Annotated in this window: 16 protein-coding genes; 7 read left to right on the forward strand and 9 right to left on the reverse strand. The window is 60.1% G+C overall.

Features of this window, described 5'->3' with window-relative positions:
• The first annotated feature begins 112 nt into the window (after positions 1-112).
• On the forward strand, positions 113-619 hold the full coding sequence (locus ACUTSW_RS04265) for a DUF1003 domain-containing protein (protein ID WP_062870745.1): 507 nt from the start codon (positions 113-115) through the stop codon (positions 617-619).
• 22 nt (positions 620-641) lie between these two features.
• On the opposite strand, the gene ACUTSW_RS04270 is transcribed toward ACUTSW_RS04265, so the two are convergent.
• Positions 642-1,694, reverse strand: a complete 1,053-nt coding sequence (locus ACUTSW_RS04270) for a P1 family peptidase (RefSeq protein WP_062871338.1) — start codon at positions 1,692-1,694, stop codon at positions 642-644.
• A 64-nt stretch (positions 1,695-1,758) separates the two neighbouring features.
• On the opposite strand from ACUTSW_RS04270, the gene ACUTSW_RS04275 reads away from it, so the two are divergent.
• Positions 1,759-2,013, forward strand: a complete 255-nt coding sequence (locus tag ACUTSW_RS04275) for a hypothetical protein (RefSeq protein ID WP_445583771.1) — start codon at positions 1,759-1,761, stop codon at positions 2,011-2,013.
• Positions 2,014-2,194: 181 nt separating this feature from the next.
• Positions 2,195-3,352: an FAD-dependent urate hydroxylase HpxO gene (gene hpxO, locus ACUTSW_RS04280; RefSeq protein WP_062792437.1), complete on the forward strand. Its 1,158-nt coding sequence runs from the start codon at positions 2,195-2,197 to the stop codon at positions 3,350-3,352.
• A 38-nt stretch (positions 3,353-3,390) separates the two neighbouring features.
• On the opposite strand, the gene ACUTSW_RS04285 is transcribed toward hpxO, so the two are convergent.
• From ACUTSW_RS04285 to ACUTSW_RS04320, 8 genes are all read right to left on the reverse strand, one after another.
• Positions 3,391-5,526, reverse strand: a complete 2,136-nt coding sequence (locus ACUTSW_RS04285; RefSeq protein WP_445583772.1) for a peptidase domain-containing ABC transporter — start codon at positions 5,524-5,526, stop codon at positions 3,391-3,393.
• 2 nt (positions 5,527-5,528) lie between these two features.
• Positions 5,529-6,797, reverse strand: a complete 1,269-nt coding sequence (locus ACUTSW_RS04290) for an HlyD family secretion protein (RefSeq protein WP_445583773.1) — start codon at positions 6,795-6,797, stop codon at positions 5,529-5,531.
• A 37-nt stretch (positions 6,798-6,834) separates the two neighbouring features.
• The gene (locus ACUTSW_RS04295; RefSeq protein WP_445583774.1) at positions 6,835-7,065 is read right to left on the reverse strand and encodes a hypothetical protein; all 231 of its coding nucleotides are present in this window, start codon (positions 7,063-7,065) and stop codon (positions 6,835-6,837) included.
• Between the two features lie 91 nt (positions 7,066-7,156).
• The gene (locus ACUTSW_RS04300) at positions 7,157-7,525 is read right to left on the reverse strand and encodes a hypothetical protein (protein ID WP_445583775.1); all 369 of its coding nucleotides are present in this window, start codon (positions 7,523-7,525) and stop codon (positions 7,157-7,159) included.
• Positions 7,526-7,943: 418 nt separating this feature from the next.
• Positions 7,944-11,519 carry a molybdopterin cofactor-binding domain-containing protein gene (locus ACUTSW_RS04305; RefSeq protein ID WP_445583776.1) on the reverse strand — a complete coding sequence of 1,192 codons (3,576 nt, stop codon included), beginning with the start codon at positions 11,517-11,519 and terminating at the stop codon, positions 7,944-7,946.
• Complete coding sequence (locus ACUTSW_RS04310) at positions 11,512-12,051, reverse strand: (2Fe-2S)-binding protein (protein ID WP_445583777.1); 540 nt, start codon at positions 12,049-12,051, stop codon at positions 11,512-11,514. Before ACUTSW_RS04310 ends, ACUTSW_RS04305 begins: the two co-directional genes overlap by 8 nt.
• Positions 12,052-12,266: 215 nt before the next feature.
• Positions 12,267-12,740 (reverse strand): MarR family winged helix-turn-helix transcriptional regulator, encoded by a 474-nt coding sequence (locus ACUTSW_RS04315; RefSeq protein WP_020438979.1) that lies wholly within the window; start codon positions 12,738-12,740, stop codon positions 12,267-12,269.
• A gap of 67 nt (positions 12,741-12,807) precedes the next feature.
• Positions 12,808-13,866, reverse strand: a complete 1,059-nt coding sequence (locus ACUTSW_RS04320; protein WP_062870739.1) for a 2,5-dihydroxypyridine 5,6-dioxygenase — start codon at positions 13,864-13,866, stop codon at positions 12,808-12,810.
• Positions 13,867-14,196: 330 nt separating this feature from the next.
• On the opposite strand from ACUTSW_RS04320, the gene ACUTSW_RS04325 reads away from it, so the two are divergent.
• The 4 genes from ACUTSW_RS04325 to ACUTSW_RS04340 are packed head-to-tail and all read left to right on the forward strand — an operon-like array spanning position 14,197 to position 17,559.
• Positions 14,197-15,348, forward strand: coding sequence for an FAD-dependent monooxygenase (locus tag ACUTSW_RS04325; protein ID WP_063198480.1), 1,152 nt, complete (start codon positions 14,197-14,199; stop codon positions 15,346-15,348).
• The gene (locus ACUTSW_RS04330) at positions 15,345-16,139 is read left to right on the forward strand and encodes an alpha/beta hydrolase (protein ID WP_445583778.1); all 795 of its coding nucleotides are present in this window, start codon (positions 15,345-15,347) and stop codon (positions 16,137-16,139) included. The genes ACUTSW_RS04325 and ACUTSW_RS04330 overlap by 4 nt, the downstream gene beginning before the upstream one ends.
• A gap of 16 nt (positions 16,140-16,155) precedes the next feature.
• Positions 16,156-16,908, forward strand: coding sequence for a maleate cis-trans isomerase family protein (locus tag ACUTSW_RS04335; protein ID WP_004944093.1), 753 nt, complete (start codon positions 16,156-16,158; stop codon positions 16,906-16,908).
• A 9-nt stretch (positions 16,909-16,917) separates the two neighbouring features.
• Positions 16,918-17,559: an N-carbamoylsarcosine amidohydrolase gene (locus ACUTSW_RS04340; RefSeq protein ID WP_445583779.1), complete on the forward strand. Its 642-nt coding sequence runs from the start codon at positions 16,918-16,920 to the stop codon at positions 17,557-17,559.
• Positions 17,560-17,638: the final 79 nt, after the last annotated feature.

The raw sequence follows: 17,638 nt of genomic DNA on the forward strand, positions 1-17,638 counted from the left end.
ATTCAGCCAGCCTGATGTGAGGCGAGCATTTTCTGTTGTGGGATCGTGCTCTGTATCCTGCGGAGGCAAGAAGGCGCACCTGTGCTATAAAAAAGATCTTACCGGCACATCTATGGGCATTAAGGCTATGTCGCAAAACAAGAGATTTCGTTTATATCGTCCATTACATGGGTTAAACCATACTTTTGGCGATCAATGGTTTGCTTTGAAGGCCGAGGCTTTCGCCCGTTTCTTCGGCACCCCGACCTTTTTGATGGGGCAAACGCTGCTGGTTGGCGTCTGGATCTACCTCAACCAGGCGGGCTTCGCCAAGTTTGACCCTTACCCTTTCATCCTGCTGAACCTGGCGTTCAGCCTGCAGGCCGCCTATGCCGCGCCCTTGATCCTGCTGGCTCAAACCCGCCAGACCGAACGTGACCAGGCGCATGCGTTGGCCGACGCACAGCACCGGGAAGATTTAGATGAGGCGATGGCGCAGCGGCAAACCCTCGTCGAACAGCAATCCGAACAGTTGCTGGTGCTGTTGAAACAAAACACCGAATTAACCACCCTGACCAAACAGATGGCCGAACGCATTGAAAATCTGGCCATCCAGTTAACCCAGCGCGAACGCCTGTAACTGCCCGATCGGCGGCCATCAGCTAATTCGCCAAGCGATCGAGCAGCGGCCCCAGCGCAACGCGTGAATGCTGGTGGAAGCCGCTGACGCCCTCGGCACTCAGCAAGGCGTCCAGCACCGCGTATTCAGTGGCGTCCGCCGCCGCGGCGAACAGCGGTTCCAGCCGTTCATCCGGCAACGCGGTTCCCTGCAGGCGGGTGGAGAACGCCAGCGCGATATCGCCGGAACCGTGCCCCCAATGGCTGCCCACGCGCCCCAGCCCAGCCCCGGCGCGTTTGGCGATGCGGCTGAGTTGCCGGCTGTCCAGCACCCGGTCGCAGGCGATAATGATGATGACCGAACCGGCCTCTACCTGCGGCGGCGGCTCCGCCAATTGCGCAGCCAATGCCGGCCCCACGCGCACACCGCTCAGCGTGAGGGACTCCAGCGTGCCAAAGTTGGCCAGCACCAGCACGCCCAGGGTGGCCCCCAGGCCGGGGCAATAGCGCGAAGCGGTGCCGATGCCTCCTTTCAGGCCGAAACTGCTCATGCCGCGCCCGGCGCCGACGCTGCCGCGCGCGAAGCCGATCCCGTGATTGTCCAGCGCGCTGAACACGTGCTCTTCGCGCACCGGCATCGCCTGAATATCGTTGAGATAACCGTCGTTGCATTCCAGCACCACGGGATTGATGGTGGCGCTGTCGCGGCCTATCTGTGGGTAACGCCGACAGCTGCGCCGCACCATGGCGTTGAATAAGGTGCCGACGGCGAAGGTATTGCTCAGCAGGATCGGTGTTTGCAGCACCCCCAGCTCGTTGAGCTGCACCAGGCCGAGCGGTTTGGCGAAGCCGTTCAACACCGCGCTGCCGCAGGGCAACGGCTGATTGAACAGGTCGCCCGGCGGCATAATGGCGGTCACGCCGGTCTGGCACTCGCCGCTATCCAGCGTGTGATGCCCCACGCTGACGCCGCTCACGTCGCACAGGCTGTCCGTCGGACCGGGCAAATAGCGCGCCCCCGGCAGGCGACGGTGGCGCCGCCAGTAACTCAGCAGATTATCCAGGCTCTGTCGTTCAAAGACTTGGTTGTCTGTCATAGTGACCTCGTCAGGCGCAGTCCGTTTGTAAAACAGCATATCGCGCAATGCGACATAGCGTAAATTGAAAGCCGAAGCCGGCGAGAAAATATTCTTTTTCGGCTTCGGCCGGGCATGCAAAGGGTTTCAGCGTGACCGGCCCCGCTTGGCAGCCCAATATGGCAAGCAGGCGGGATACGAAATATTTAAGCGTGTCACTGCCAATAAGAGCGAATTATGGCGAGTCGATTTTGGGGATGGGGAGCGTCGTTTTGACTCTGTGGTTAACGCCGCAGGTTATCATTTGCCGTATTTTTTATCGACCGGCAGGCAGTCTTAACATTGATGTTCAGGGCGGTTATATGAAAGATGCCAGATCACCACGGGGCAGGTTCATGCCCCGCCATGGCACATCGGCGCACCAATTTGCATCATAGCTCCCCCGCCACCCCGCTCACCGCCCCTTTCGCGGACTGGTACGGAAATTGCTTCTCCCTGTTATGGCGACAAAGGAGAAGAACATGAAAGCAATCATCATCGGCGGCGGTATCGGCGGGCTGTGCGCCGCCATCGCATTGAAGCGCTGCGGGATCGAAGCCGAGGTTTTCGAAGCGGTTAAAGAGATCAAACCGGTTGGCGCGGCGATTTCCATCTGGCCGAACGGCGTTAAGTGCCTCAACTATTTGGGGATGAAAGAACCCCTGCGCCGGCTCGGCGGCCCGATGCACTACATGGCCTATCAGGAATATCTGCACGGCCAGACTCTGACGCGTTTCAGCCTGGATCCGTTGATCGCCAGCGTCGGTGAACGCCCTTATCCGGTGGCCCGCGCCGAACTTCAGGCCATGCTGCTGGAGACCTATGGCCGTGACAATGTTAGCTTTGGCAAGCGCGTCAACGGCCTTGAAGAGACCCAAGACGGCGTCACCGCCTGGTTCGAGGACGGCAGCCAGGCCAGCGGTGATTTCCTGATCGCCGCCGACGGTACCCATTCGGCTATCCGCCCTTACGTGCTCGGGCATGGGGTGGATCGCCGCTATGCCGGTTACGTCAACTGGAACGGGCTGGTGGCGATTGATGAATCCATCGCGCCGGCCAATCAGTGGACCACCTTCGTCGGCGAAGGCAAGCGGGTGTCGCTGATGCCGGTTTCCGGCAACCGTTTCTACTTTTTCTTCGACGTTCCGCTGCCGACCGGGCTGGCGGAAGACCGCAGTACGGCGCGCGCCGATCTGCAGCGCTACTTCGCAGGCTGGGCCGAACCGGTGCAGAAATTGATCGCCGCGCTCGATCCTGACACCGTCAACCGCATTGAAATTCACGATATCGAACCTTTCGAGCAGTTGGTGCGCGGCCGCGTAGCCTTGCTGGGCGACGCCGGTCACAGCACCACGCCGGATATCGGCCAGGGCGGCTGCGCGGCGATGGAAGATGCGGTGGTGCTGGCGATTGCGCTGCAAACCAACTCGCTGGGGATTGAAGACGCGCTGCTGCGCTATCAGGAAAAGCGCAGCTACCGGGTGAAGGATCTGGTGCTGAAGGCGCGCAAGCGTTGTGACGTGACGCACGGCAAAGAGATGGAGATCACCCGCAGCTGGTACGAAGAGCTGAAAACCGAAACCGGCGAGCGCATTCTCTCCGGCATGAAGGAAACCATCCTGGGCGGGCCGCTGGCCTGATCCGCTCCCCCTTCTCCGGCCAGGAGAAGGGGCAATCCTCAAAGCCCCAGCGTGCGGAGGCGCCCCGCCGTCAGTTCTATGACCCTGTCCGCCGAGGCGATAGTTTCCGGCCGATGCGCGATCAGTAAAATCGGCAGACCAAGTTGGCGCAAGGTGCGGCTGACCAACATTTCGTTGGCGACGTCCAAATGGCTGGTCGCCTCATCCAGAATCAACAGCTTCGGCTCTTTATACAGCGCCCGCGCCAGCAGCAATCGCTGTTTCTGCCCGGAAGACAAGGTCCCGCCCATTTCACTGATTAACGTCTGGTAGCCCATCGGCAGTTGTTCAATGTCCCTATCCAACTGCGCCAGTCTGGCGCACTCGCCAAGCTTTTCGCTGTCCATTTTCGGCGAGAAAAACGTGATGTTGTCGGCAATGGAACCGCGAAACAGCTGGTCCTCCTGCAGCACCGCACCGATATGCTGACGAGTCTGTTGATAATCGGTACGCCGGTGTTCAAGCCCCAACGTGCGTATCACCCCGCCAGATGGCGGATATAATCCCAACACCAGCTTGGCCAAGGTAGTTTTGCCGCTGCCGGACGCCCCCACCAACGCCACCACCTCGCCGGGCATAATATCCAGCGAGACTTGCGACAGGATCTCCCGTTCAGTCCCGGCGTATTTAAAGCTGACCTGCTCCAGGCTCAGAACCGGCAAATCGGGAGGCCAATCGCCTGCCGGGTACGCCGAACCCTTGTTGCCGGCCTGTAACGCCGTCGCGCCTTCACGCGGGGTCAGCACGATATCGGCCAGCCGTTCGTTGTAAACGTCCAGCATTCGGTAGGCGACCGCTTTGTCTATCAACCCGTTAATGCTGGCCGAAAACCGCCCCTGAAAAGACATATAGGCCACCAGCATACCCACCGAGAACTCGCCGGCCAGCACCGAACCTGCACCCAGCCACAGTACCGCCGCAGCTACCAGGCTGCCGATCACGGTCTGCATGATGCCGTAAACCATCATCAGTTTGCTTTCGCGCAGTTGGGCATTGCGCCGGGCGACGTTCAGGTTGCGCCAGGCAGATTCTCGCGGCATCAGCGCACCGTTCACCCGCAGGCTCAACACGCCGCGCAGGCTTTCCAGAAAATGGCTGGACTCCTCGGTACCGGCATTCCAGCTGTCCTGCGCCGCTTTCCGCAGCGTGCTGAACCAACACAGGCGCAACAGGCCGTAAACGGCGGCGGCAGCCAAGGCCACCAGGGTTAACTTTGCGCTGTAGAAAAACATCATGCTCAGCGTGCCCACCACTAACAGCACATCCAAAAAGGCTTCAAGCAGCGTAGTGGTCAGGGTGTCCTGTATGGTGTCGACGGCATCGAACTTGGCGCTGATATCCCCCATATTGCGTGCCTCGAACCAACTTATCGGCAGGCGCAGCAGATGGTGAAACACGTTGGCCGTCCACTGCATGTTGAAGTTGACCGCCATGGTCAGCGTCGCCCATTGCCGCGCCAGCTCCAGCAGCATCTGGGTGCCGGTCATCAGCAGCATGGCGATGACGATCAGCGTCAGCAGGCTGGCGTCCAGCGCCACCAGCACTTCATCGATCACCAGTTGGTTTATCAGCGGGCCGAGCAGCGCCAACACCTCCAGCGCCACGGCGAAGCAAAAGATCCTGTCCAGCGCGGGCTTCAGGCCGTGCGTTTTGCCAATCAACGTCGTGAGACGGATCTTTTCCCGGCGATCCCGGGTTTCAAACCTGTGGGTGGGCGTCAGTTCCATCGCGATGCCGGTAAAATGGCGGTTCGCCTCTTGCAGCGTCATTTTCAGCAGGCCGCGCGCCGGATCGTGCAATTCCAGCGTTTGCCCCCGCACCCGCCGCAGAACGGTAAAATGGTTCATGTCCCAATACAAAATGCAGGGCACGGCCAACAGGTGCAGTTCATCCAGCTCCAGCCGAATGACGCGGCCGCTTAAATTCAAGCCTTCGGCGCACGCCATCAGCTGCGAAAACGTCATGCCAAGCTGCGAGACATGACATTCCGCGCGCAGCGTTCGCATATCGACCCGGTGCCCATGCCAACCAGCGATCATCGCCAGACAGGCCACCCCGCACTCCGCCGATTCGGTTTGGCGGATCAGCGGCAGGCGCTTTCGCCACCCCCAGTTAATCATCTCTGTTACGTCCATGCTTACATCCTCCCTTGCAGGCTCCATAACGGCTCCAGCAGCCATTCGTACAGGCGGCGGCTGTCCAGCTCAATGTCTGCGGACACCGCCATGCCGACGCGCAGCGGTTCCTGCCGGCCATAAGCCGTAATGGTGGTTTTATCCAGCGCCACGACCACACGGTAATGCCCTTCGTTTTCCTTCCAGACCAGCGGAGTTTGCAACATCGCGTCGCCGGCGCTGAGGCTGGCATGCGTGATGGCGCGGGTAGAACCGTATTGCACGCCAAACTTTTCATAGGGGAACGAGGCAAAACGCAGGCCGACGCGCTGGTTGGGTTTGATAAAGCCCACCGCCTTGCTCGGGGCAAAAAGCTCTACCTGCAACTGCGCCCCGTCCGCCACCATCATCAACAACGGATCGTTGGGTTTCACCGTCTGCCCAGCGCGGGCCAGCACCACGGCGATGTGGCCATCGGCCGGTGCCGTCAGCGTAGTCTCGCGCTGGGCGTTGAGCTCTATTTTTTGCTGATCGATGCTCTGCAACTGGCGTTCAAGCTCGGCGTCCCGCCCTTGCTGCTGTTGCTGCAAGGTTTGCAGCTCCGAGCCCGCAGCCGCCCATTCACGCTTTAACCTCAACTGCGCCTGCCGTTGGCTTTCGACCTTTTCCCGCGCCGTCGACAGTTCCATTTGCTTTTGCTGGAATTCGATTTCGGACACATAGCCTTTGGCTATCAGCTTGCGGTAACGCGCCATCACCGAATGCGAGAAGGCCGCCTGTTGTTGAACCAGCGCCAACGCAGAACCCAGGCTGGTCAGTTCGTCATTCAGTTGCGCGATACGCTGTCGCACGCCAGTTTGCCGCAGAGCGCTGGTCGCCCGCTCTTGTTCGCGCTGATGTTCCAGCATGCGGTATTGCTGATCCAGTGACGCGGCCACCGACGCCAGCGCGCCAACGCCCTGCCCGTTGAAATGCTCGCCGCTGAGCCGATAAAGCGGCTGGCCGGCCTTAACCGCCGCCCCTTCTGCCACCAGACATTCAGTGACCTGCCCGGCGTTGCGGGCAACCACTTTGATCAGCCCGCTGGAGGGCATGACCACACCTTCCAGCCGCGCTTTACGGGTATATTCGCCCAGCATCAGAAATAGCAGGATAGCCAGCACCAGCACACCGCTGGCCCAGGCATAGGCGGTTAAACTGAGGCTGGGCGGAATAACGACTTCGCCCTCGGCCTTTGTCGCTTGCGCGGCGAAATAGCCCTCTCGATAAAGCTGGGGCGGACGTCCTGTCATGGGGATTACACCTTAAGGCCTGTTTATAAACCGGCGGTTATTTTCCTTTTCCCGCACTTTTCCCCATGCGGATACACCAATGTAGCGCAATAGAAAGGCATTTTATTGTAGCAATCATGCCCACCGGCACGCAGAAAATAATAATATATTTCGCCACCCCATCAGGGATATCGATATTAAACCAGCCACCAGACTGGCTTAGCCCCACCGCTCTGAATAAATCACGAGACAATGAAAAGACGAGAAATATGCCAACAAAAATCGCCACACCTTTGCTTCTCAACGATTAACCCCACTAAAAACAATATAACTCAACCACGCAGACTATATTGCATTAAAAATTACCGTTTAGGATAAAATTACCAACGGCAGGTTCCACCATTATAACTACCAGACCTTTTTTCCGATGCGTTCTGCGTCCCTTTTCCGCCGCCATTGCCGATACAGGAAGACAAGCCGCCGATTGAGCCTGAGACTAGCCCCCCCGCAATCGCACGGGCACTGCCGGCAATAGCCCCGCCAACACCGCCGCCAAATGCGGCAAGGCCTAGAGCCCATGCGCATTCAGCGCTTATTCCGGGGGATGAATTGGGCACGAAACCGTTAGCCTGTCCACCATAGTTAGTCGATGTTCCGTTGCCGTAGCAGCCCTTTTTACTGCGGGTATCCACGCTGCTTTCGCCACCGCCGCCAATCATATCTATTTCTGATTTTGTTAATATTTCCATAACTCCCTCCAACGCCATTTATGATGTTTTTTACAAGCCACATATCTAATCCTTCTGCTAATTGTATAAACACAAAAAACAACCAAGTCAACAATAAACAAAGGCATAAATAAAATAACCCCACATCAATTAAAGGCATGACTTAATTAAATCATCAAAATATTTTTATACTTTCACTTAACATAAACAACTAAAAAAACAGCCACAATTAATTAAATGAACAACCAGGATAAAAACTGAAGTCATCACGGAAAGCGATTCGATTTATGCAACTGAACGCCAAACAATCTCAATATTCAGGATTAATACCCGATAAAGAAAAGACGGCGACACAGCGGCGGGCGGCAATGGCGGCGCGCAAGCTGGCGCCGTTGCCGTTGCAACGGCGGGTAGCATTCCTGCAGCGGCCATAACGCCGCTAATGGCTGCCCGGATTGGCGCGCAGCCTGGCTACCTGAGCTTCCACCTCTCGCCATGCCGGTTTGTGGCCGGCATAGCGTTGACGCAGGTAATTCACCAGATCCGCTACCTGCCGATCGGAGAAGCTGTCCTTGAAGCCCGGCATAAAGCCCAGATCCGCGGTGGCCGGTTTGGCAATGCCTTGCAGGATCACTTTGATCAGGTTATCCGGCCGATCGCTGAAAATATTGGTGTTATTGGCCAAATCAGGACTGACGCCAAACAGCTGCGGCCCACCGCTGGCGGCGCTGTGGCAAGCCTGGCAAGCGCCCTGGAACAAACGTTCGCCGACCTGTTGCACCAGTGCGGGTTGCAGACTTCCGGCCAGCTGTATCTGCGGTTCCACGTTTAACGCTGTCGGGGTGCTCAGGGAAATCAGATAGCCGGCCATCGCCCGCACGTCCGATTCCGGCAACGTAGCCAGTTCGCTGACCACCGGCCCCATCGGCCCGGTCGCCACGCCGTGTTCGGCGGAATGACCGCTGCGCAAATACCGGAACAGCTGTTCTTCGCTCCAGGGTTTGTCCGCGTTGGCCAGTTGGTTCAACGCCGGCGCTTCCCAGCCGTCCACCATCGCCCCTGCCAAGAAACCGGTGCCACCCTTTTCCGCCCCCATCAGGTTACGCGGCGAATGGCAGGCGGCGCAGTGACCCAACCCGTTGACCAGATAAGATCCGCGATTCCACTGCGCAGTTTGCGTGGGGTCTGGCTGGTACTCGCCCTGGGGCAGAAACAGCGCATTCCAGCCGGCCATCAGCGGGCGCAGATTAAACGGGAAACGCATCTGGTTAGCCGGGTTGCTTTGCGCAACCGCCGGTTGCGACATCATGTAGGCGTACAGCGCTTGCATGTCGCCGTCGGTCATTTTGCTGAACGACGTATAAGGAAACGCCGGATACAGATGGCGGCCGTCGCGGCTGATGCCCTGACGCATCGCACGGTCGAACGCGGTAAATGACCAGTTGCCGATGCCGGTTGTCACGTCCGGGGTGATATTGGTGCTGTACAGGGTGCCGAACGGGGTTTCCATCGCCAGGCCACCGGCGTTGGTCGCCCCTTCAGAGGCGGTATGACAGACCGCGCAATCCCCGACGGCGGCCAACTGACGCCCACGTTCCAGGGTCGCGGCCGACCAGGTGCCTGCGCCCGGCGTGGCGACCGGTGCAATCGCCGTACGCCACGGCAGTGCCGTAGCCGCGACGCCCAACAGGGCGCCGACAATACCGGCCGCGCCGCCGAACCACCATTTGCTTCGCCGGGGTTTGGTCGCCGGCGCAGGTTCCTGCCGGGCAGTGTCCGGGCCGTTCAACGCCTCGCGCAGCCGATCGGAGGTGATCGGCAATTCGCGAAAGCGAATGCCGGTGGCGTCGAACACCGCGTTGGCGATGGCCGCCGCGCTGGGCACCGAAGCGGACTCACCGGCGCCCAGCGGCGGATCGTACGGCCTCGGCATCATCACCACGTCGACCTCCGGCACCTCCGGGAAGGTCAATATCGGGTAAGCGCCCCATTCCTTGCTGGAAATCGTCGATTCTTCGAAGGTGACGCGCTCTTTCAATACCCGGCTGGTCGACTGGATGACGTTGCCGTGGATCTGGTGACGCACCCCGTCCGGGTTGACCATCATGCCGGCGTCGTGCCCCACCACAATGCGCGTGACCGCCACCTCGCCGCTGGCCTTGTCGATCGCCACGTCGGCGACCCAGGCCGCCCAGGCGGCGCCAAAACCGGGAAACTTGCTGTGTATATAGCGCGCATAAGCGAAACCGCGCCCGCGCAGCACGCCGTCTTCCGCCGGTGTCTGCATCGGTTCGGTATGCGGCGTCCAGCCGGCGCGTTCGGCGGTGCTGCGCATCAGTTCGGTGGCACGCTCATCGTTGATGTAACGCAGCCGGTATTCCAGCGGATCGACGCCGGCGGCGTTAGCCAGCTCGTCGATATAAGACTCGTGCGCGAAGGTATTCGGCAACGCCGATACGCCGCGCATCCAGGAGGCGCGCACGATTGGCGCCATATCCTCAATGCTGACGCGCAGCGCCGGGTAGTCATAAGGCGGCACCGAGGTGCGGTCGCCCATTTCATAAGCCACAGGCACGGGTTCAACCCTGCCGGTCAGCAGCAGCGCCAGCGTCGGCGCGCCATTTGAGGGGTAATAGGTGCGAAAATCATAGGCGACGGGATGGCCTGCGGCGTCCAGCCCGCCATCGACCTCCATCAGCTGTGCGGTGCCCTTCGGTTCCCACAGGTGTTCCTGCTCGCGCGTCAGTTGTACCCGTACCGGGCGGCCCACCGCCCGCGACAGCAACGCCGCATCGGCGCACACGTCGTCGGCGCAGTTGCGGCCATAGCAGCCGGCGGCCTCCATGCGGATAATGTCAATCTGCGCTTCCGGGTATTCCAGCAGCCAGGCGAGGTCGGCGCGCAGCAGGTGCGGGTTTTGAGTGCCGGACCAGACCCGCAGTTGCTGCGGCTGGTAGTCCGCCAGTGCGCAAGAGGGGCCGATAGAAGCATGCAGTTGGTAAGGCCACAGGTAGCTGCGGGTGAAACGCCGATCGGCGGACGCCAGCGCCACATCTACGTTGCCGGTGTCATGCACCACCCGCGTCGAATGCGGATTGTCGCGCAGCGCCTGCGCCACGTCGGTCATCTGCGGCAGGTTGCGTCGCCAATCCTTCCAGCTCACCTGCAGCGTCTGCGCCGCCTTGATCGCCTGTTCCTCGCGCTCGGCGACGATGCCGATAAAGTCCCCGATCACCACCAGTTTGACGATACCGGGAATAGCGGCGATCGACTGCTCATCCACCGCCAGCAGGCTGGTACCGACGAACTCCCCGCTGTCATAACCGGCGTACGGCGGTCGGACCACCCGGCCATGCAGCATATTCGGCAAGCGCATGTCGTGCACATAGGTGGTTTCGCCGGTCGCCTTGGCCGGAATATCGACCCGCGCAGTGCTGGTGCCCACCAGCCGGTATTCGGCCTGCGGTTTGAGCGGCGCGTCGCCGGAAATCGGTAACTCGACATGCATGCCCGCCACCAGCTCGCCGTAGGTCAACGTCTGCCCTTGCGGATCGACAATAGCGCCGTCGTGCAACGTCAGTTGATCTACCGCACAGTTAAAACGCTGCGCCGCCTGTTGCAGCAGCCAGCGCCGTGCCTCGGCGGCGGCATTGCGCAGCGGCACGGCGGAAATTTGCAGCGTGGCGCTGGCGATGGTCGCCCCCTGGTTTGGCGTACTTTCGGTATCGCCCAGCACCATGCAGACTTGATCCATCCGCAGATACAGTTCTTCGGCGACGATCTGCCCCAGCGCGGTGCGCACACCGGTGCCGAGATCGACATGGCCGTTAAAGGCGTAGACCTCGCCGCTGTCGCAAATGGCGATAAACAGCCCCTGCTCCTTGGGTTTCAGGGTAGGCGTTTGGCCTTTCGGCACCAGGCCCGGCGGCGGCTGGATCTGATCGATAACCAGTAGTATGCCGTTACGTTGCAGTAATTCGGCTTGGCTCGGCAATGAGAAACGGGCGTCAGTCATGCGGGATTTCCTCACTGCGGCAGAGAATAATGGCGCGCTGAACCGCACGCAGGATTTCGATGTGGGTGCCGCAACGGCACAGATTGCCGGACAGCGCCTGGCGGATTTCGCCGTCGCTCGGCGAAGGGTTGCGATCCAGCAGGGCTTTGGTGGTCATGATCATGCCGTTCAGGCAATAACCGCACTGCGCGGCCTGCTCTTCAATAAAGGCGCGCTGCACCGGGTGCAGGTGATCACGATCCCCCAGCCCTTCCAGCGTGGTGATCGCCCTATCGGCCACGCCCAGCGCCGGGATCACGCAGGAGCGTGCGGCGATGCCGTCAATCAGCACGGTGCAGGCGCCGCATTCGCCGAGGCCGCAGCCGTACTTCGGGCCGTTTAGCGCCAGATCGTTACGCAGCACCAACAGCAGCGGCGTATCCGTCATGACCTGGGTGTGAATACTTTTTCCGTTCACCGACAGCAGCAGCGGGTGCTCCATCAGCTTTTTTACCGCCCCCTCCCTGGACGTCGGCACTTCAGATATCGCCATTCTCGCGTCTCCGCCTGCGTTCCGGTTATACCTGTCATCTTTCAAGCCGCAGCGTTGTTACCTGCACTTGCGCACCCCAGTCACTTACCGGAGTAAGCTCCTGGGGATGAGCAAGCTGGGCGCCTGGCCGCAACTTGAAAGCTATAGGGTATGTATTGTGGGCCGTGACCTCGCCGCAGGCCACTCACCGGACAACCGCAGTTACGGGGAGCGAATTAGCCTGGCGGCTGGTCTTCCAGCATTTTATTGAGCAGGAACATCAAGGCTACACGTTCGGCCGGATTAAGCGTGCCGAAGGTTAATTCCGTGATCTTCGCCGCATGCGGTACCGTTGCCGCCAACAGCGCAGCGCCGGTGTCGGTCAACCCGACCACCACTTTGCGTCTGTCTATCGGATCCGGCATGACGGTGATCAACTCACGCGCCTTGAGGCGCTCGACGATGCCGCGAATGGTGGCCTGATCGACCGCCGTCACCTGCACCAGCTCGGTCAATGAGCTAGGCCCCATATCGCGCACCGCGCACAGGGTAATAAACTGCACGGCGGTCAGTTGCGAATCGCCGACGTTCTGCTGGAAGATCGCCACGTGACGTTGATAAACCTTGCGCAGCAGGTGCCCGACTTGTTCGGTAAAATGATAGTTTTCGGCTTTGCCGTCATCGGCGGTCAAGTCTTCGGGGGGCGTCATTGCGTTACTCTCACCATCTAGGGAAACTACCGAGAATAGTACAAACCCCCGCGGTTAACAGCAACGGTTAACCCTGGCGCACCCGCGATGCCTCCGGCGCCACCACTTCCCCTTCAGCCACTACCGTCTGGCCATCCAGGCTGATGTCGCAACGACGCAGCGCAATATCCATGTGGCACGGCGTTTTTCGCGTGCCGCCGACTTCGGTATTCGGCCCAGTGGAGAACAGGAAGTTGCCGTAAAATGCGCGCGCATCCATACACATGCCGTCGTTTTTGTCGTGCAGGCCCATTGCCGTCCACTGGGCGCGCGGTTGCAGGCCCCAACCGATATGCGAGATGCCGTACACGTCCGGATCCTTGAAATACTTCATGTATTCGCGCAGGTATTCCGCCTCGAAACCGCCGTGAATGCGCGTCACGAAGCCTTTTTCAATCTCCAGCGTAATGCGTTCACGGGCATAGCTTTTAAACGGCAGCAGGATGTCGCCGACGTCCAGCACCAACACCCCTTCCGCCTGCTCTTCATTCGGCCAGGTAAACAGGAAACCGCTCGGCCAGTGATCCCAACGCCCCGGCTCGTCGGCATAACCGTATTCGGTCACCGTCGGGTATTGCCCCAAGGGGGCGCGAAAATCGCTGCCGGCAACGGATGTCACCCGCATCAGCTTCGCCTGCTCCAGCACCGCCGCCGCCGCCAACACCCGCGCCTTGTCTTCTGAGTTAGGCAACATTCGTGCCAATACCTCCGGCGGCTCGACCGCCAAAAGTATGCGCGTGCCGGTTTTCAATATTTGCTCCTGCTCCGGCGAGTGCAACAGCATCATGGTGTCGACGATCAAATCGGCGGCTTCCAGCGCACGCTGCGCGGCAGGGTTGCCGGTCAGCGCCGTGTCGCCGCAGTAAGCGGTCATGTCATTGCCCATCGCCCGCGGATGGTTGAACGAGGGGAGCTCCACCGCATACACCTTGGCCCCCAACCGCAGCGCGGCATCGGTGGCGGCGCGCACCGTACGCGCATCGGAATAGTGGCTTTTCAGGATGGCTACGCTCTGCGAAGCATCCACCTTCGACAACCTAAGCACCTGCTCGAACAGTTGAACCAGCTGACTCTCATTGACCGCCATGGCGTATCTCCTGTTTCGCTAATGAATGACCGATGCACTCGGCGCCGGTGAAGTTATTTTGCACAAATTAAAGTGAACACACTCTTTTAACCATCTAAGCCGAAAATTCAATGGGAAGCAAGTCGCTAACGTAATCCATAAGTAAATCCTATTTTATGCCCGTAACAGGCTGTGATTAACATGAGTTTACCAGCAAGTTGCGGCCCATTAGCGTGAGCGAGATCTAAATTAACACTTGTGCAACCTTGCTATATTTAGCGTATACACTACAAATCAATCGTCCGGCATTGCTGCGGACAACGCCTAAAAAGACCAACAGTCAGGGGAAAAATGATGAGCAAACAACAGCGCATTGCCGTGGTCGGCGCAGGCCTGGGTGGCGCCGCCGCCGCCGGTCTGCTGCAAAAAGCCGGCTTTATCGTCGATTTGTATGAGCAAAGCCCGGTGTTTTCACGCCTCGGTGCCGGTATCCATATGGGACCGAACGTACTGAAGATTTTCCGTCGCCTCGGCATCGAACAGCCGCTGGAGCAAATGGCTTCGCACCCGGATTTCTGGTTCAGCCGCGATGCCGAAAGCGGCGACTATCTGTCGCGCATTGAATTGGGGGCATTTGCTCGCAAAGAGTACGGCGCGGCATACGTTACCGTGCATCGTGGCGATTTACAGGCGTTGCAGATGGCCGCTCTGCAACCGGGCAGCGTGCACTTTGGCAAATGCCTGAGCAAGATTGAGGATCGCGGCGACGAGGTAGTGCTGAACTTCGCCGACGGCACCCGCGCCACCGCCGATATCGTGATTGGCGCCGACGGCATCAATTCACGCATTCGCGAACACCTGTTGGGCGTCGAAGCGCCAACCTACAGCGGCTGGGTGGCCCACCGTGCGCTGATCCGCGGCGAGAAACTGGCCAAATACAATTTGAGCTTCGAAGACTGCGTGAAGTGGTGGTCGGCGGATCGCCACCTGATGGTCTATTACACCACGCAAAAACGCGACGAATACTATTACGTCAGCGGCGTACCCCACCCGGCGTGGGATTTCCAGGGCAGCTTCATCGACAGCAGCCGCGAAGAAATGTACGAAACCTTCGCCGGTTATCACCCGATCGTGCAAGCGCTGATCGAGTCCAGCGAACAGGTCACCAAATGGCCGCTGCTGAACCGCAAACCGCTGCCACTGTGGAGCGAAGGCCGCATGGTGTTGCTCGGCGACGCCTGCCACCCCATGAAACCGCATATGGCCCAGGGTGCGGCGATGGCGATCGAAGATGCCGCCATGCTGGCGCGCTGCCTGCAGGAAACCGGCCTGACCGACTACCGCACCGCCTTCCAGCTGTATGAAGCCAACCGCAAAGAACGCGCCTCCCGCGTGCAGGCGGTGTCCAACGCCAATACTTTCCTGCGCACCCAGGAAGATCCGGCCTGGGTGTACGGCTATGACCTGTACGCGCAGGCGCTGAAATCGGAGAACGCCGCATGAGCCGCTTCCTGTATGGCGCCAACGTGCAGGCCAACGGCATCCGCCAGCACTACCTGCGCTACGGCGGCCAGGGCCCTGTACTGATCCTGATCCCCGGCATCACCAGCCCGGCGATCACCTGGGGGTTCGTCGCCGAACGGCTGGGAGAAAGATACGACACCTACGTGCTGGACGTGCGCGGGCGCGGCCTGTCTTCCAGCGGCCCGGAGTTGGCCTATGACGCCGAAACCTGCGCGCAGGACGTCAACGCTTTCGCCGCCGCACTGAAGCTGGACAGCTATTCGCTGCTCGGCCACTCCATGGGTGCGCGTTTTGCCCTGCGCGCTGCGGTGCTGCAACCGGCCGGCGTGCGCCGGTTAGTGCTGGTCGATCCGCCGGTTTCCGGCCCCGGCCGCCGCGACTATCCCGGAAAATGGCCGTGGTACGTCGATTCCATCCGCCAGGCGCTATCGGGGATGGATGCCGAGCAGATGCGCGCCTACTGCCCGACCTGGAGCGAGGAGCAGCGGCAGTTGCGCGCCGAATGGCTGCACACCTGCTATGAACCGGCCATTCAACGTGCCTATGAAGATTTCCATCAGGTAGACAGTCACCGCGATTATCCCGACCTGAGCATGCCGACGCTGCTGATGGTCGCCGGCCTGGGCGGCGTGATATTGCCGGAAGACGAGGCGGAGATCCGTAGGTTACAACCGGAAATCACCCTCGCGCACGTAGCAAACGCCGGGCATATGATCCCGTGGGACGACTTTGACGGTTTCTTCCACGCCCTGGGCGATTTTCTGGATTAACTGAGGAGCATTTTCCATGACCAAAAATTACCGTATCGGCCAGATCGTACCCAGTTCCAACACCACGATGGAAACCGAAATTCCGGCGATGCTGACCGCGCGCCAGTTGATCCGCCCGGAGCGTTTTACCTTTCACTCCAGCCGCATGCGCATGAAGCATGTGAGCAAAGCGGAACTGGCGGCGATGGACGCCGAATCAGACCGCTGCGCGCTGGAGCTTTCCGACGCGCAGGTCGACGTGCTCGGCTATGCCTGCCTGGTGGCGATCATGTCGATGGGGCTGGGCTATCATCGCGAGTCCCAGGCCCGGCTGGCAAAGGTTACGCAGGACAACAACGCCGCCGCACCGGTGATCAGCAGCGCAGGCGCGCTGGTCAGTGGCCTGAAAGTGCTCGGCGCCAAACGCATCGCGCTGGTGGCGCCTTACATGAAACCCCTGACCCAAATGGTGGTGGACTATATCGAACACGAGGGCATTGAGGTCAAGGTGTGGCGCGCGCTGGAGATCCCGGACAACCTGGCGGTTGGCCGCCACGATCCGGCCAAACTGCCGGGAATTGTCGCCGAGATGGACCTGAGCGGCGTGGATGCCATAGTGCTGTCCGCCTGCGTGCAAATGCCGTCTTTACCTGCGGTATCCACCGTTGAAGCGCAAACCGGCAAGCCGGTGCTGACCGCCGCCATCGCCACCACCTACGCCATGCTGACCGCGCTGGAGCTGGAGCCGATCGTGCCCGGCGCCGGTGCCCTGCTGTCCGGCGCCTATTAAGGAGGAAAAATGGCATCCGCACCCGATAACTCTCTCATCCATAACTACAGCGGCGTCTGGGGCAACCGCATCGGTTTCGGCCAGCGCCCGGCGCTGCTGGTGATCGACTTTATGCAGGCTTACACCACCGAGGGCGCACCGCTGTTCGCCCCCGGCGTGGTCAGCGCAGTCGACTCAAGTGTGGCGCTGCTGGCAACGGCGCGACAGGTAGGAATACCGGTGATCCACACCAATATCCGCTATCATGCGGGGCATTTCGCCGATGGCGGCATCTGGGTGAAAAAAGCGCCGGTGATGAAAGACATGGTCGAGGGCAATCCGCTGGCGGCGTTCTGCCCCCAGGTTGCGCCGCTAGCGACCGAGGTGGTGTTGACCAAACAATACGCCAGCGCCTTTTTCGGCACTTCGCTTGCACCTATGTTGGTGGCGCTCGGCATCGATACCCTGCTGCTGGCCGGTTGTTCCACCAGCGGCTGTATTCGCGCCAGCGCGGTGGACGCCGTGCAACACGGATTTCGCACTATCGTGGTGCGTGAATGTGTGGGCGACCGCCACGTCGGCCCGCACGAAGCCAACCTGTTCGACATCGACAGCAAATACGGCGACGTAGTGAGCAAACAGGAGGCGATCGGCTATTTAACCCTGTTGTAGACCCAAAGGCTTCACCTGCACGGAAAGCAGAACAATAAAGAAGGCGCGGAAAGCGCCTCAAAAGCAAGCACACAACACA

This window comes from Serratia sp. TSA_198.1, from assembly GCF_052686505.1.